14 protein-coding genes are annotated in these 14351 nt (G+C 73.2%); 5 read left to right on the forward strand and 9 right to left on the reverse strand.

What is annotated here, in order from left to right:
- Positions 1-122 precede the first annotated feature (122 nt).
- Positions 123-2615: a phosphoketolase family protein gene (locus K313_RS0109480; RefSeq protein ID WP_029211411.1), complete on the forward strand. Its 2493-nt coding sequence runs from the start codon at positions 123-125 to the stop codon at positions 2613-2615.
- 87 nt (positions 2616-2702) lie between these two features.
- Here K313_RS0109480 and K313_RS20670 read toward each other — a convergent pair whose 3' ends face one another.
- On the reverse strand, positions 2703-3893 hold the full coding sequence (locus tag K313_RS20670) for an MFS transporter (protein ID WP_029211412.1): 1191 nt from the start codon (positions 3891-3893) through the stop codon (positions 2703-2705).
- A 226-nt stretch (positions 3894-4119) separates the two neighbouring features.
- On the opposite strand from K313_RS20670, the gene K313_RS0109490 reads away from it, so the two are divergent.
- On the forward strand, positions 4120-4869 hold the full coding sequence (locus tag K313_RS0109490; protein WP_029211413.1) for an IclR family transcriptional regulator: 750 nt from the start codon (positions 4120-4122) through the stop codon (positions 4867-4869).
- 4 nt (positions 4870-4873) lie between these two features.
- Here the strand turns inward: K313_RS0109490 and K313_RS0109495 are convergent, their stop codons facing one another.
- Positions 4874-5467: a pentapeptide repeat-containing protein gene (locus K313_RS0109495; RefSeq protein WP_029211414.1), complete on the reverse strand. Its 594-nt coding sequence runs from the start codon at positions 5465-5467 to the stop codon at positions 4874-4876.
- A gap of 104 nt (positions 5468-5571) precedes the next feature.
- On the opposite strand from K313_RS0109495, the gene K313_RS0109500 reads away from it, so the two are divergent.
- The 3 genes from K313_RS0109500 to K313_RS0109510 are packed head-to-tail and all read left to right on the forward strand — an operon-like array spanning position 5572 to position 8247.
- Positions 5572-6117, forward strand: a complete 546-nt coding sequence (locus K313_RS0109500; RefSeq protein ID WP_029211415.1) for an SRPBCC domain-containing protein — start codon at positions 5572-5574, stop codon at positions 6115-6117.
- A 10-nt stretch (positions 6118-6127) separates the two neighbouring features.
- Positions 6128-6673: a TetR/AcrR family transcriptional regulator gene (locus K313_RS0109505; protein WP_034252611.1), complete on the forward strand. Its 546-nt coding sequence runs from the start codon at positions 6128-6130 to the stop codon at positions 6671-6673.
- The gene (locus tag K313_RS0109510) at positions 6670-8247 is read left to right on the forward strand and encodes an amidohydrolase (protein WP_029211416.1); all 1578 of its coding nucleotides are present in this window, start codon (positions 6670-6672) and stop codon (positions 8245-8247) included. The genes K313_RS0109505 and K313_RS0109510 overlap by 4 nt, the downstream gene beginning before the upstream one ends.
- Positions 8248-8251: 4 nt before the next feature.
- Here K313_RS0109510 and K313_RS0109515 read toward each other — a convergent pair whose 3' ends face one another.
- The 7 genes from K313_RS0109515 to K313_RS0109545 all read right to left on the reverse strand — a co-directional run bounded on the left by K313_RS0109515 (position 8252) and on the right by K313_RS0109545 (position 14341).
- Positions 8252-8863: a serine O-acetyltransferase gene (locus K313_RS0109515; protein WP_029211417.1), complete on the reverse strand. Its 612-nt coding sequence runs from the start codon at positions 8861-8863 to the stop codon at positions 8252-8254.
- Positions 8864-8952: 89 nt separating this feature from the next.
- Positions 8953-9774, reverse strand: coding sequence for an SseB family protein (locus K313_RS0109520; RefSeq protein WP_084412661.1), 822 nt, complete (start codon positions 9772-9774; stop codon positions 8953-8955).
- Between the two features lie 5 nt (positions 9775-9779).
- Complete coding sequence (gene priA / locus K313_RS0109525; RefSeq protein ID WP_029211419.1) at positions 9780-10520, reverse strand: bifunctional 1-(5-phosphoribosyl)-5-((5-phosphoribosylamino)methylideneamino)imidazole-4-carboxamide isomerase/phosphoribosylanthranilate isomerase PriA; 741 nt, start codon at positions 10518-10520, stop codon at positions 9780-9782.
- Positions 10521-10595: 75 nt separating this feature from the next.
- Positions 10596-11798 carry a cysteine desulfurase-like protein gene (locus K313_RS0109530; protein ID WP_029211420.1) on the reverse strand — a complete coding sequence of 401 codons (1203 nt, stop codon included), beginning with the start codon at positions 11796-11798 and terminating at the stop codon, positions 10596-10598.
- Between the two features lie 4 nt (positions 11799-11802).
- Positions 11803-13074, reverse strand: coding sequence for an FAD-dependent oxidoreductase (locus K313_RS0109535; RefSeq protein ID WP_084412676.1), 1272 nt, complete (start codon positions 13072-13074; stop codon positions 11803-11805).
- Between the two features lie 23 nt (positions 13075-13097).
- Entirely contained in the window at positions 13098-13745 is a 648-nt protein-coding gene (hisH, locus tag K313_RS0109540; RefSeq protein ID WP_029211422.1) for an imidazole glycerol phosphate synthase subunit HisH, read from the reverse strand.
- Positions 13742-14341: a hypothetical protein gene (locus tag K313_RS0109545; RefSeq protein WP_156911275.1), complete on the reverse strand. Its 600-nt coding sequence runs from the start codon at positions 14339-14341 to the stop codon at positions 13742-13744. The genes hisH and K313_RS0109545 overlap by 4 nt, the downstream gene beginning before the upstream one ends.
- Positions 14342-14351 lie beyond the last annotated feature (10 nt).

The raw sequence follows: 14351 nt of genomic DNA on the forward strand, positions 1-14351 counted from the left end.
TGTGAGTGCTGCCGAGGTGGCCGGGGACGTGAACATCACGTATCGGCGGGCGTCTCGCCTTGCTCACCTCCCGCGCGCGGACGGAGGGTGGGAGGAGTCGATACGAGGAGGACGAAGAGACGATGCCGACCCAGCCGACCCACGAAGCACAGCCGGCCCAGACACCACGGCCCGAGCTCACCACCGCCGCCCCGCTGACGGACGAGGTCCGCGACCGGCTCGCCCACCCGGACGAGACCGAGCTCGCCTCCCTCGACGCCTGGTGGCGGGCCGACAACTACCTCACGGTGGGCCAGATCTACCTCCAGGCCAATCCCCTGCTGCGGGAGCCGCTCTCCCCCGAGCACATCAAGCCGCGGCTCCTCGGTCACTGGGGCACCTCCCCCGGGCTCGCGTTCGTCTACGCCCATGCGTCCCGGCTCGTGCGGCACACCGGCCAGCAGATGATCTACCTCGCCGGCCCCGGCCACGGTGGTCCCGCGCTCGTGGGCGCCGCCTACCTCGAGGGCGAGTACACCGAGACCTTCCCGGACATCACGCAGGACGTCGACGGGCTGCGGCGGTTCTTCCGGCAGTTCTCCGCTCCCGGCGGCATCCCCTCGCACGCCTCCGTGACGACGCCGGGCTCGATCCACGAGGGTGGAGAGCTCGGCTACGCCCTCATCCACGCGTTCGGCGCGGTCATGGACAACCCGGACCTGGTGGCGCTGACGGTCGTCGGTGACGGCGAGGCCGAGACCGGTCCGCTCGAGGGCTCGTGGAAGGGCATCTCCTTCCTCAACCCCGCCCGGGACGGCGCCGTGCTGCCGGTCCTGCACCTCAACGGCGCCAAGATCGCCGGCCCGACCGTGCTCGCCCGCAAGGACCCGGAGGAGGTCCGGCAGCTCTTCCGTGGGCACGGCTACGAGGTCCTGGAGGTCGAGGGTGACGACCTCCCCGGCATGCACCAGCGGTTCGCCGAGACGTTGGCGACGGCATACGGCCTGATCAGGGACATCCAGGACCGGGCGCGCGTGGGAGAGCCGCCGACGACCAGGCCGCGCTGGCCCATGATCGTCCTGCGCTCCCCCAAGGGCTGGACCGGGCCGCACGAGGTCGACGGCACGCTGATCGAGGGCACCTGGCGGGCCCACCAGGTGCCGCTGTCCGGGGTCAAGGACGACCCGGACCACCTGCGGCTGCTCGAGGAGTGGCTGCGCAGCTATCGCCCCGAGGAGCTCTTCGACGAGGCCGGGGCGCCCACGGAGCTGGTGACGCGCAACAACCCCGCGGGGCTGCTGCGGATGAGCGCGAGCCCCCACGCCAACGGGGGACTGCTCACGCAGGACCTGGACCTGCCTGACGTGCGCGACTTCGAGATCGACGTGCCCGCGCCCGCGATCGTGCGGCACGAGTCGACGCGGGTCCTCGGCGAGCTGATGAAGGCGCTCTACGAGCGCAACCCCAGCACGTTCCGGCTGTTCTGCCCCGACGAGACCAACAGCAACCGGATCGGCGCCGTCTTCGACGTCTCGGACCGGATGACGATGGAGCGGGTCACCGAGGACGACGTGAAGCTCTCGGCCGACGGGCGCGTGATGGAGGTGCTGTCCGAGCACAACTGCCACGGGTGGCTGGAGGGCTACACGCTCACCGGGCGGCACGGGCTGTTCGCGACCTACGAGGCGTTCGCGATGGTCAGCGCGTCGCAGACCATCCAGCACTGCAAGTGGCTCGAGGAGGCGCACCACCTGGACTGGCGTGCCGACATCCCCAGCCTCAACATCCTGCTGAGCTCGACCGCGTGGCGCAACGACCACAACGGCTTCAGCCACCAGGGTCCCGGCCTGATCCAGAACGTCCTGCAGATGCGCGGGGACGTCGCCCGGATCTATCTGCCCGCCGACGCCAACACCCTGCTCGCCGTCTCCGACCACTGCTTCCGCTCGCGGTCGCACGTCAACCTGATCGTGCAGGACAAGCAGCCGCAGCTGCAGTACCTCACCCTCGACGAGGCCCGGGAGCACTGCGAGCGCGGCGCCTCGATCTGGGACTGGGCGGGCAACGAGCTCGACTCGCGCGAGGAGCCGGACGTCGTGCTCGCCTGCGCCGGCGACGTCGTCACCATGGAGACGGTCGCCGCCGCGCAGATCCTGCGCGAGCGGCTGCCCGAGCTGTCGGTGCGCGTCGTCAACGTCGTCAACCTCATGACGCTGGCGCGGCGCAAGGACCACCCCAACGGGATGTCGGACATGTTCTTCGAGGAGCTGTTCACCACCTGGCAGGACGTGGTCTTCAGCTTCCACGGCTACCCGGGGGCCATCCACCAGCTCGTGCACGGCCGCAACGACGCCGACCGGTTCCACGTGCGCGGGTTCATCGAGCAGGGCACGACCACCACGCCGTTCGACATGGTCGTGCGCAACCAGGCGTCGCGCTACCACCTCGTGATGGACGCGCTCAACAACTCCCAGCGGCACCCGCGCGGCTCCGCCGAGCTCAAGGCCTGGTGCGAGGCGCAGCTGGACCGGCACGAGGAGTACATCCGCGAGCACCTGCAGGACATGCCCGAGGTACGCGACTGGGTAGCCCAGGACCCGGGCTCGGAGGTCAGCGGGCGGCCGGTCGAGGCCTGAGGACGGTCGTCGCGACGGACCCGAGGCACCCCGTGCGCGCGAGGCGCCCGACCCCGCGTGGGGTCGGGCGCCTCGGCATACGGGCGGTCAGTCGTGCTTGGGGACCAGGGCGCAGACCAGGGCGCCGAACACCGCGACCCCGGCGAACACGTAGAACGCGGTGGCGGCCGTCGCGGTCGGGCCGGCCAGGGCCGCGATGACCAGGCCACCGATGACCGCTCCGGTGTTGAGCAGCAGGAGGAAGGTCAAGGAGTAGGTCGCGTTGAAGCCGTAGGACTCCATGATCCGCGGGAGCCAGGTGTTGAGGCCGTAGGTCAGCAGCAGCCCCGAGAAGGACATGAACCCGAGCAGGATCGTGGGCACGAGATAGCTGCCGGTGAACAGCCCGCGGAAGCCGACCCGCTCGACGGCCTGGGGCGCGACGGGGGCGGACTCGATCGAGCCGGTCGAGCCGGTCGTGCCGGTCGCGCTGGACGAGCGGGCAGGCGCCCCGTCCAGGGCCACCCCGGTGCGCTCGGCGACCCGCTGCGCCTCCTCGTGACGACCCTTGGCCTCGAGCCACTTCGGCGACTCGGGGATCTTCTTCCACGCGAACGGCAGCAGGATCACCAGAGGCAGGGCGCCGATCCAGAACAGCCCGCGCCAGCCGACGATCGGCAGCGCCACCAGGGCGATGATCGAGGCCAGGACGCCGCCGGCCGGGATGCCGGAGTAGACGAGGGCGTTGAAGAGGTTCTTCTTGTCGATCGGCGCGAACTCGGCGACGACCGCGCCCAGGGTGGCCAGCAGCGCGCCCAGCCCGATCCCCGTCAGGAGCCGCATGGCGCCGAAGTAGGTGAGGTTCATGGACACCGCGGTGAGGGCCATGCCGATGGAGAACCACGCGATGGACCCGAGGACGATCTTGCGGCGGCCGATGTGGTCGCCGACCGCACCGGCCGCGAGCGCGCCGATCATGACGCCGATCAGGGCGTAGGAGCCGATGGTGCCCGCCTGGGCCGCGTTCAGGCTGCCGAGCTGGCTGGGGTCCTTGAGCAGCCGGGACACGATCGTGCCGTAGACGACGATGTCGTAGCCGTCGAAGATCAGGGCGGCGCAGGACAGCGCGAGGATCCAGTAGGTCTCGGCCATCTGCTTGACGGTCCGGGTCGCCGAGGACCCCGGCAGGTGCGTGTCCTGCAGGAGGTGGTCAGTGATCTCTGCGGGCTCTGCGGGCTCTGCGGGCTCTGCGGGCTCTGCTGACTGGGGGGATGCCGCCCGGTCGGGGATGGTGCTCATCCGTGGCCTCCGTTGGCTCGGTCGTGAGGGGGGCGCGTCGTGCGGGGCTGGCACGGATCGCTCTGCGCACCAGTAACGCCCGGGGCGTCCACCCGCCGTAAGACCGCGACACCGGACAACTCCGCATGCGAGACGAAGTCGGACGACGTACGGTGTGAACCCGCCGACTGACTCGCAGGGCGAGACAGCGCCGAGGGTCGGCAGGACGGCCACGAAGGGGTGGCAGATGAGCACGAGCTATGGGCAGTCCCTGTCGTCCCTGGACGCCGGGCTGCGGGCGATGACCCTCTTCACGACCCACGACGTCCTCACCGTGACGCTCGTCGCGCGCGAGCTGGGCTGCTCGAGGGCGACATCGTACCGCATCCTCAACACCCTGAGGAACCGCGACATCGTCATGCTCGGGCCCGGTGGGCGCGGCTACTACCCCGGCCCGGCGCTCGTCGAGCTGAGCCGTCCCCGCGGGCTGGACCAGGCGGACCGGGCCCGGCTGCGACCCGTCATCGAGGAGGCGGTCTCGCTGACCGCCGAGACCGTGCACGTGGCGGCGCTGATCGGCACCCAGGTGCTCTTCTTCGACGGCCAGGAGCCCGACCGGGCCGTGCGGGCCAGCCTGCGGCCGGGCTACCTCCGGCCGGCCCACGCGATCTCGGCCGGCAAGCTGCTGCTCTCGCAGTTCACCGACGAGCAGGTGCTGCGGCTCTATCCCGACGAGCGCCTGGGCCGGGTCACTCCGTGGACGGTCATCAGCCGCGAGCAGCTCATGGCGGACATCCGGACGATCCGCGAGCAGGGCTACGCCACCAACCAGCAGCAGACCGAGGTCGGCCTCGGCGGCGTGTCGATCCCGCTGCCCGGGCGCAGCTGGCGCGAGCGCGTGGCACTGTGCGCCACCATCCCCATCGACCGCGCCACGCCCGCCGACCTCGAACGCGTGCGGCAGGGCCTGCAGCACGCGGCGCGTCGCCTGCGCTAGCCGCTCAGACGACCGTGGCGCCGAGCGACTCCGCGACGAGGGCGGCCTGCGCCAGGTCGATCGTGACGCCGCGCAGGTCGACCTCGGCGAGCTGCACCCCGGACAGGTCGCTCCCGACGAGGGAGGCGCCTCGCAGGAGGGATCCCCGGAGCGAGGCTCGCGCCATACGGCAGGAGTGGAGCGAGGCACCCGTCAGGTCGGCCTCGGTGAGGTCGACCTCCTCGAGGTTGAGCCCGGTGAGCTCGACGCGCCGCAGGTCGGCCTGCCGCAGGGAGACGTAGGACCAGTCCCCGCCGTCGACGGTGAGGGGCAGCAGGGTGCAGCCGACCAGCTCGGAGCCGGTGAGCTTGCAGCCGACCAGGGTCGCGTCGAAGAAGGAGGTCCGCTCGAACGTGCAGCCGGTGAGCCGGGTGCGCTCGAGCCTGGCGGCGTTGAGCCTGACGTTGCGGAACCGGGTCCCCTCGAACGCACAGTCCGTGATGGTCGCCTCGGCCAGGTCGACGTCCACCAGCTCGCAGTCGACGAAGCGCTCCCCCACGAGCTCGCGGGCGTACCAGTCCTCGCCGGAGAAGCGCCGGCCCGTCACGTCGGTGGTCATGACGCCAGCATGCCAGTGCGGTGAGGGGGTTGACCGCTGAGGCTAACGCCGTTAGCGTCGGTGCCGTGGCTAACGCCGTTAGCCCCTGGGTCGAGGAAAGCTCCATGTCCGTCCGTACGATCGTCACCGTGACCGGTTCAGTCGTGCTCGTCGTCGCGCTCGTCGCCGTCGGGTCCTACCTCTGGTCGCGTCGCAGCCCGCACGTCATCGAGGCCACCAGCGAGATCCGGGCCACGCCGGCCGAGGTGTGGCAGGTGCTCGTCGACAACGACCGCTACCCGGAGTGGAACCCCTCGATCACCCGCAGCGAGGGCCGTCTCGAGGTGGGTGGGACCGTCACCAACACCGTCGGCCTCGGGGACGGCACCATGACCTTCACGCCCGAGGTCCTGGCCGTGCGTCCCGGGCGCGAGCTGCGGTGGGTGGGCCGGACCTACCTGCCGCGGGTGGCGGACGGGGAGCACTCCTTCGTCCTGGAGGAGATCCACCCCGGAGTCACCCGCCTCACCCAGCGCGAGGAGTTCACCGGCGTGATCGTGCCGTTCGCGTCCGGTCTGCTGGCCGGGATGGACGAGGAGTTCGCCGCGGTCAACGCCGCGCTGGCACGCCGGGTGGAGGCGGTCCGGGGGTCCGTCGGCGCCGGCCGCTAGCGTCGACCCCGTGACCACGCCACCTGCCCCACCCCCCGTGCCCGCCCGCACGGCCCGCCAGGCCGAGATCGTCCAGGCGGCCCGCGCGCTGCTGACGTCCGGGGGGTGGGGCTGCGTCACGGCGCGCGCCGTGGCCGATCGGCTCGGCATCAAGGCCCCGTCGCTCTACAAGCACGTGACCGGGCTCGACGACATCCGGGTCGCCCTGCTCACCGATGCCCTGGTCGAGTCCGGCACCCGGCTGCACGAGGCCGTGGCGCAGGACCGCACGGTCGCGTCGGTCGCGTCGGCCTATCGCGACCTGGCGCGACGCGAGCCCCAGCTCTATCGCCTCGCCACGGTGGAGCCGCTCGCCCGCGACGCCCTGCCGGCCGGCCTCGAGGAGTGGGCCGGCTCGCCGTTCTGGCTCGTCACCCCCGGCGGCGACCCGGCCCGCGCCCAGGCCCTGTGGGCGTGGTGCCACGGCATGGCGATCCTCGAGATCGAGGACCGGTTCCCGCCGGGGTCGCCCCTCGACCAGACCTGGGCCGTCGGGGCGGCGGCGTTCGCGTCATGACGCGGACCCTGTGGATCGACGGGACCTTCCGGACGCTCGACCCCCACCGGCCCACGGCCACCGCGCTGCTGACCGAGGACGAGCACGTCCTGGCCGCAGGAGACGTGGCCGAGCTGCGCGCCCACACCACCGGCATCACCAGCACGATCGGGCTGGGTGGCGCGACGGTGACCCCGGGTCTGGTGGACGCCCACATCCACACGGCGGGCTACGCGCGCGACCTGACCACGGTGGACCTGCGGGGCTGCACCACCCAGCGGGAGGCGCTCGCCGAGATCGCGCGGTTCGTGGCGGGGCTCGAGCCCGGGCGGTGGCTCTTCGGTGGACGCTGGGACGCCAACGACTGGCCCGAGGGGCTGCCGGACCGCGACGTCCTCGACCGGGTCTGCCCCGACCGACCGGCCATCCTGCCGTCCATCGACGGCCACACCCACTGGGTCAGCTCCCTTGCCCTGCAGCAGCTCTCGATCGACGACCACACCCCCGACCCGCCCGGCGGCACCATCGAGCGCGATGCCGTGGGCCGGGCGACGGGGATCCTGCGCGAGTCCGCCACCCTGGCCGGCGAGCACCTCATGACGCTCCACTCCGGCGACCTCACCGACCAGCTGCGGGTGGCCCAGCAGCGCCTGCTCGCCGTGGGCCTCACCGGGGTCCACTGCTTCGACGGCGAGGACGCCAGGGCGGCATACGAGACCCTGCGAGCCGCAGGCGAGCTCGCGATCCGGGTCCACAAGTCCGTCCCGCTGACCGCCCTGGACCAGGCGATCGACGAGGGCCGCCGCACCGGCGACGGGGACGCCTGGCTGTCCACGGGGCCGGTCAAGGTGTTCAGCGACGGTGCCCTCGGGTCGCACACGTGCCACATGGGCGAGCCGTTCCCGGGCGGCGGGCACGGGATGGAGGTCATCAGCGTGCCCGACCTCGTGGACGTCGTCGTCCGGGCGACGCGCGCCGGCCTCGGCGTCGCCACGCACGCCATCGGCGACGAGGCCAACCATCGGGTGCTGACGGCGTATGCCGAGGCCCGGCGCCTCGCGGGGCCGCCGGCCGTGCGCCACCGGGTCGAGCACACCCAGCACCTGCGACCGGGCGACGTGGCACGGCTCGCGGCCCTCGACGTGGTCGCGAGCATGCAGCCGACCCACTGCACCAGCGACGTCCGGCTCGTGGAGCGGCTGCTGGCGGGCCGGGACCTGCGGTCCTATGCCTGGGCGAGCCTGCTGCGGGCCGGGGCCCTGGTGGCGCTCGGGTCCGACGCGCCGGTCGAGGAGCCCGGCCCGATGGCGGGGATCCAGGCAGCGGTGACCCGTCAGGAGCCCGAGACGGGCCACCCCGCAGGGGGATTCGAGCCGCACGAGAGACTCACGATCGACCAGGCGGTGCACGGGTTCACCGTCGCCCCGGCCCGGGCGGCCGGTCTGGCGGCACCCACGGGGACGTTGCGCCCGGGAGCGCCCGCCGATCTCGTGGCCTGGAGCGGAGACCCCTGGCGGGTGCCGGCCACCGAGCTGGGTGCGCTGCGCGCCCTGACGACGGCGGTCGGCGGAGTGGTGCGTCGCACCACGGCATGACGGGTCAGGCCCCGGACGCCCCGACGCGCTCGACGTTGCTCGACAGCCCCTGGATGACGCGCGGCTTGGGCGCGATCACCGTGGCGGCCGGCGGGACGTCGCGCAGGACGGCGACGTTGGGCCCGATGGCGGCATGGTCGCCCACGGTGATCTTGCCGGCCACGACCGCGTTGACGCCGATGCTGACACCGTCGCCCACGACGGGAGCCTGGTCGCCGAAGGTCTCGCCGCCGGTCGTCCCCCCGATCGTGCAGCCCTTGCGCAGCACGCAGTCGTCGCCGATGACCGAGCCCGGGTGGATGCCGATGGCGGCCTCCTGGACGATGACGCGCCGGCCGATGCTGGCGGTGCGCGGGATGTCGATGCCGTAGACGTTGACCGAGACGCGGTGGCCGACGGTGTAGGCCAGCTCGGCGCCGCGACGCTTCCAGGTCGGCTCGTGGTCGGAGTCGAGGGCCCACCGACCGAGGCGGTAGGCGGCCAGCGCGTGGAAGCCGGGCTCGAGCCACCCGAGGTTGGTCTGTCTGTCCTCGCGGATCGTCCGCAACAGGGCGGAGCCGTCGAGCAGACGGGCCTTGAGGGGGTTGGCCGGCCGTGCGGCGTCATGCTGCGTCATCGATGCTCCTCCGCGTGCGGCAGCCCCGCTCCTGACGTCACGATCGCGGTTACGCTGCGTGATGGGGTGGCGACACCCACACCTGGGGCTCACCCTATCGGGGAAACCTGGGTGGATCCGGGACCCGCCACGACCGAGAACGTCAAACCGTCGATGCGCGTCCGCAGCTCGGCGTCCTCGGACAGCTGTCGACCCACCTCGGCGAGCACCAGGTGCAGGGTCTCGCGGTCCAGCCCCCGCGGCACGACCACGTCGACCCGCAGCTCGCCGGAGGGGGTGAGCCCTCCGACCCGGACGTCCTGGACGAGACCCGCCAGCCGCTCCTCGGCGAGCACCACCCGACGACCGCCGTCGATCGACTCCTGCACCACCACGTCGCGGTCGGCCGGCACCCAGGCCCGCCCTTGGGCGAGGGCGTAGACCATGGACGGCCGCAGGACACGGTGCTGGTCCGACCCCAGGTCGAGCACGAGCAGGTCGCAGCGCTCCTGGACGGCGGCCTGGCCGAGGGTCTGGGCGGTCACAGGGACGGGTCGGGCCGAGGGGTCCCACGCGGCCAGGGTCGCGAGGCCGGTGAACGCCGGCAGGGCCCGCTCGCCATCAGGGCTGGTCAGGACGACGGTGGCCATGTCCGCCACGGAGTCGGTGCCCACGGCCGCCCCCTCGCCCGGCGCCGCGACGACGGGCACGAAGAACCGGGCCGCCGACACCGCGCTCATGAGGGACTCGTCGTCCACGTCGCCGTCCAGCGCCGCGGCGAGCCGCGGGTCGACCTCGCCCCGGTCGCCGCTGAACGGGTTGTCGCTCAGCTCGCGGCCGTGCCACGGCACCCCGCCCGTGTCGTGGCCGTGGGAGGCGTCGTGGCCCGTCATACGGCGCTCGATCCGTGGGTCGCGCTCTCGGTCGCTCATCGCCGTCAGCTCGGCCGGCCGGCCGCGTCGAGGGCCTCGGGGAGCGTGAACGCACCCTTGTAGAGCGCGGACCCGACGATCGCGCCCTCGACCCCCTCGGCCACGAGACCCCGGATGGCCACGATGTCGTCGAGGGTGGAGACGCCCCCGGAGGCGACCACGGGGCGGTCGGTCGCGGCGCAGACCTGACGCAGCAGGTCGACGTTGGCGCCCGCCATCATGCCGTCCTTGTTGACGTCGGTGACGACGTAGCGCGCGCAGCCCTCGGCGTCCAGGCGCGCCAGCGTCTCCCACAGGTCGCCGCCGTCCTTGGTCCAGCCGCGGGCCGCCAAGGTCGTGCCGCGGACGTCGAGGCCGATCGCGACCCGGTCACCGACCTCGGCGATCGCGCGCCGCGTCCACTCGGGGTCCTCGAGCGCGGCCGTGCCGATGTTGACCCGCCGGCAGCCGGTCGCGAGCGCCCGCTCGAGGCTCGCCTGGTCGCGGATGCCGCCGCTGAGCTCGACCTTGAGGTCCAGCCGCCCGACGATGTCCGCCAGCAGCTCGTGGTTGGACCCGCGCCCGAAGGCGGCGTCCAGGTCGACGAGGTGGAGCCACTCGGCGCCCTGGTCCTGCCACGCCTTGGCGGCCTCCCAGGGATCGCCGAACTCGCCCCCGGAGCCGGCCACTCCCTGGACCAGCTGGACGGCCCGGCCGTCCACGACGTCGACGGCGGGCAGGAGCTCGAGGCGGGGTGCGTCAGTCACGGGACCGACGCTATCGCGCTCGCCCGGCGTGGCGCCGCGGGCGGTCACCGGGTGGGCAGCAGCCGCCGGTGGCGCTCAGCGCGCCAAGGCGCCCAGCGCCTCGACGAGCCGGTGGACGTCCTCGTCCGAGGTGTATGGCGCCAGGCCCACCCGCACGCCGACGTCGGGCTCGAGGCCCAGCCGCCGCCAGGCCTCGTAGGCGTAGAAGTGCCCGGCCGGCGCGAGGACTCCCTGCTCGAGGAGGCCGCGGCTGATTTCGTCGCCGGGCACGCCGTCGACGACGAGGTAGGACGTGGGTGTGCGCTCCTGCGCGCGGGACAGGACACGCACGCGAGGCAGCTCGACCAGGCTGTCCTCGAGGAGGCGGTGGAGGCGGTGCTCGTGCTCGTGGACCGCCTCCCACGAGGCGCGGAGCCGGGCGCGCCGGGTGGGGGCGTCGCCGGGTGCCAGCCCCGCGATCAGGTCGACCGTGGCCGTGACCCCGGCCAGCAGCTCGTAGGGGAGGGTGCCCAGCTCGAAGCGCTCGGGGACCGCGTCGGTCGACGGGAGCAGCTTGTCGGGGTGCAGCTCGTCCAGCAGCGCCGGGTCGGCGGCGAGGACGCCGCAGTGCGGCCCGAGGAACTTGTAGGGAGAGCACACCAGCGAGTCGGCGCCGAGGGCCTCGCGGTCGACCAGGCGGTGCGCCGCGAGGTGGACGGCGTCGATGTGCAGAAGGGCGCCGGCGTCGTGGGTGATCTCGGCGGCCCCGGCCACGTCGGGGATCGTGCCGAGCAGGTTGGACGCGCCGGTCATGGCCACCAGGCGCGTCCGCTCCCCCACGACCTCGCGGAGCGCGGCGAGGGGCAGCTCTCCCGTGGCAGGGTCGAGCTCCCACCACCGTATGACGGCGCCGACGCGCTCGGCGGCCTGGATCCAGGGCCGGACGTTGCTGTCATGGTCGAGGCTCGTGACGACGACCTCGTCGCCCGGCTGCCAGGTCGCCGCGAGCGCGCGGGCGAGGTCGTAGGTCAGGGCCGTCGCGCTGCGCCCGTGGACGATGCCGCGCGGGTCGCTGCCGAGCAGGTCGGCGCCCGCGGCGCGGAACTGCTCCACGTGCCGCTCGGCGTTGCGCTGCGACGCCGCGCCGGTGCCGCGGTTGGACAGCGGCGCGCACAGCGCCTCGGCGATCGCGTCGCCGATCTCGCGCGGCGTCTGCGTGCCGCCGGGCCCGTCGAAGTAGGCCGTGCCCTCCTCGAGGGCCGGGATGCGCGCGCGGAGGGCGGTCACGTCATAGGTCATGCCGTCATCCTGCCCGAGATGTTCCTCGGGCCCAGGACGGGGTGGGCTCATGACCGACGGCGCTCATCTGGAGCCAGGTGAGGATGCCGGAGAGACGCGGGGAGATCTGCATCGCGCGCACGAAGGCCGGCAGGGGCCGGTCGTCGATGCGGCCCTCGAGGGCGGGACGGACCAGGTGCTCGTGCTCGTTGTCCTGCATGGCCCGGGTGATGCGGGTCGGTCGTCGGCGACGCCTCTCGACGCGAGCGAGGTCCTGGTCACCGAGCGTCCCGCTCCTCAGGGGCGGGACGAGCAGGCGGGCCGTGGCGACGGCGTCCTGGACCGCGAGGTTGATCCCGACCCCCATCACGGGTGACATGGGGTGGGCCGCGTCGCCGATGCACAGCACGCCCGGCGCCCACCATCGACGCACCATGCCGGCCCGGGCGTCGAGGAACCTCACGTCGTCCCAGGACCGGATGTCGGCGAGCTGGTCCTCGGCCCAACCGAACTCGTGAGCCAGGACCCGCAGCAGGTCTGCCACGTCGCCGCGCCGCCGCTCGGCGTCCGTCCCCTTGGCGAGGAGGTAGGCGACCTGGTGGTAGTCGTGGCGAGCCATGGACACGACCACGTGCCCGTCCACGAAGCGGGCGACCACGGCGTCGGCCTCGTCCTCGGGAGCCATCGGGACGCGCAACCACCACACGTCCATCGGCAGGTCGGACTCCACCAGCTCGAGGCCCGCGGCGTCGCGCACCGCGGAGCGGCGGCCGTCGCACCCGACGACCAGGTCCGTCGCCAGGTGGTGCTCCCCCTCGGCATCGCGGTAGGTGAGACCGTCCACCGTGCCGGCAGGGTCCCGGGTGAGACCGGTCACCTCGCTCGACAGGCGCAGGGTGAACGTGGGCTCGGCCTGCGCGGCGTCGGCCAGCAGCGAGAGCAGGTCCCACTGCGGCACCATCGCGAGGTGCCGGTACCGGCCCGGCATACGGCCCAGGTCGCCCATCGTCACGTCGCGGCGCCCGATGCGCATGCGCATCGACGTCATCCGGCCCGCCGGGATCCGGCGGAACGCGTCCCCCAGGCCCAGGTCGTCGAGGAGCCGCAGGGTCGGCGGGTGGACCGTGTCGCCGCGGAAGTCGCGCAGGAAGTCGGGGTACTTCTCGAGCACGGTCACCTCGGCGCCCGCACGCGCCAGGAGCAGGCCGAGGACCATCCCGGCCGGTCCGCCGCCGGCCACCGCCACGGATGCAGGTGCAGGTGCAGGTGTAGGTGCAGATGCAGGTGCAGATGCCATGACCCCCATCCTGCCTGGCCACCTCAGCGCAGGGTCGCGACCCAGTTGGCGAGCAGCTGCATCCCGGCGTCACCGGACTTCTCGGGGTGGAACTGGGTCGCGGACAGGGGGCCGTTCTCGACGGCGGCCACGAACCGCGCGCCGTGCTCGGACCAGGTCACGCGGGGGGCGACCGCCTCGAACGGGCCGTGCGGGTCGAGGGTCCAGTCCTGCACGCCGTAGGAGTGGACGAAGTAGAACCGCTCGTCCTGGACCCCGTCGAACAAGACGGTGGCCTCGGGCGCCTCGACCCGGGACCAGCCCATGTGCGGCACGACCTCGGCCGGCAGCCGGTCGACGGTGCCGGGCCACTGGTCCAGGCCGGGCACGGCGCCCTGCACGGACGGCTCGCTGGAGCCCTCGAACATCGCCTGCATCCCCACGCAGATGCCGAGCACCGGGCGGGACCCCGAGAGGCGGACGTCGATGAGACGGTGACCATCGACCGCCCGAAGCCCGCGCAGGCAGGCGTGGAAGTTGCCCACCCCGGGGACGAACAGCCCGTCGGCGTCCAGCACGCTGCGCTCGTCGGCGGTCAGCGAAACGTGGGCGCCGACCCGCTCCAGGGCACGCACGGCCGAGCGGACGTTGCCGCTGCCGTAGTCGAGCACGACCACCTCGGGTGCGGTCACAGACCCTCCTCCACCTCGGCGTCCAGACGCTGCTCGTCGGACACCACCTTGTCGAACCGTCGGACGGACTCGTCCTTGGGCGTCACCAGCTCGGCGCCCGGCAGGTCGGCGGCGGACGTGCCGCGCACCAGCTCGGCGTGCGGGAGCCCCAGCAGGACCGCCAGGTCGAGCAGCACCTCCTCGGCCGTGCCACCAGGGTCGGCGAGGACATCCTGTATGGCGCCCGGCGCGCCCTGGTCCCGGGCGAATCCCGCGGCCCGGGCGAGGTCGGTCGGGCGCGCCAGGGGGAAGCCGGGCACGGGGCCCGGGCCCTCGCCCGGGGTCCACACGACCCAGCGCGCTCCCCCGCGCCAGCGCCCCGGCCAGCAGGTGACCACGGCACGGCCGTCGTCGACGAACAGCCCCACGGCGGGACGCAGGTCGTGGCGCAAGGGGTGGGCGGCGAGCATGGCCACGCCGTCGCGGTAGGGGGCCATGGCGCGGCTGGGCCCGGCCGCGACCAGCGCGGTCCAGCCCCGGCCGGAGGCCAGGTGCTGGACGGAGGCCTGGTGCCTGGCGGGTGGACGGGGCGCGGGCCCGGGCCCGGCCGAGGGCACGATACAGACC

The sequence above is a fragment of the Arsenicicoccus bolidensis DSM 15745 genome (genome assembly GCF_000426385.1).
Classification (GTDB): Bacteria; Actinomycetota; Actinomycetes; order Actinomycetales; family Dermatophilaceae; genus Arsenicicoccus; species Arsenicicoccus bolidensis.

Bases quoted from the DNA above. Each gene is read 5' to 3' on its own strand.
- K313_RS0109535 (WP_084412676.1), bottom strand. From the start codon at position 13,074: ATGGCATCTGCACCTGCATCTGCACCTACACCTGCACCTGCACCTGCA.
- K313_RS0109530 (WP_029211420.1), bottom strand. From the start codon at position 11,798: ATGACCTATGACGTGACCGCCCTCCGCGCGCGCATCCCGGCCCTCGAG.
- K313_RS20670 (WP_029211412.1), bottom strand. From the start codon at position 3,893: ATGAGCACCATCCCCGACCGGGCGGCATCCCCCCAGTCAGCAGAGCCC.
- K313_RS0109500 (WP_029211415.1), top strand. From the start codon at position 5,572: ATGTCCGTCCGTACGATCGTCACCGTGACCGGTTCAGTCGTGCTCGTC.
- K313_RS0109490 (WP_029211413.1), top strand. From the start codon at position 4,120: ATGAGCACGAGCTATGGGCAGTCCCTGTCGTCCCTGGACGCCGGGCTG.
- K313_RS0109510 (WP_029211416.1), top strand. From the start codon at position 6,670: ATGACGCGGACCCTGTGGATCGACGGGACCTTCCGGACGCTCGACCCC.
- K313_RS0109495 (WP_029211414.1), bottom strand. From the start codon at position 5,467: ATGACCACCGACGTGACGGGCCGGCGCTTCTCCGGCGAGGACTGGTAC.
- K313_RS0109520 (WP_084412661.1), bottom strand. From the start codon at position 9,774: ATGAGCGACCGAGAGCGCGACCCACGGATCGAGCGCCGTATGACGGGC.
- K313_RS0109515 (WP_029211417.1), bottom strand. From the start codon at position 8,863: ATGACGCAGCATGACGCCGCACGGCCGGCCAACCCCCTCAAGGCCCGT.
- K313_RS0109480 (WP_029211411.1), top strand. From the start codon at position 123: ATGCCGACCCAGCCGACCCACGAAGCACAGCCGGCCCAGACACCACGG.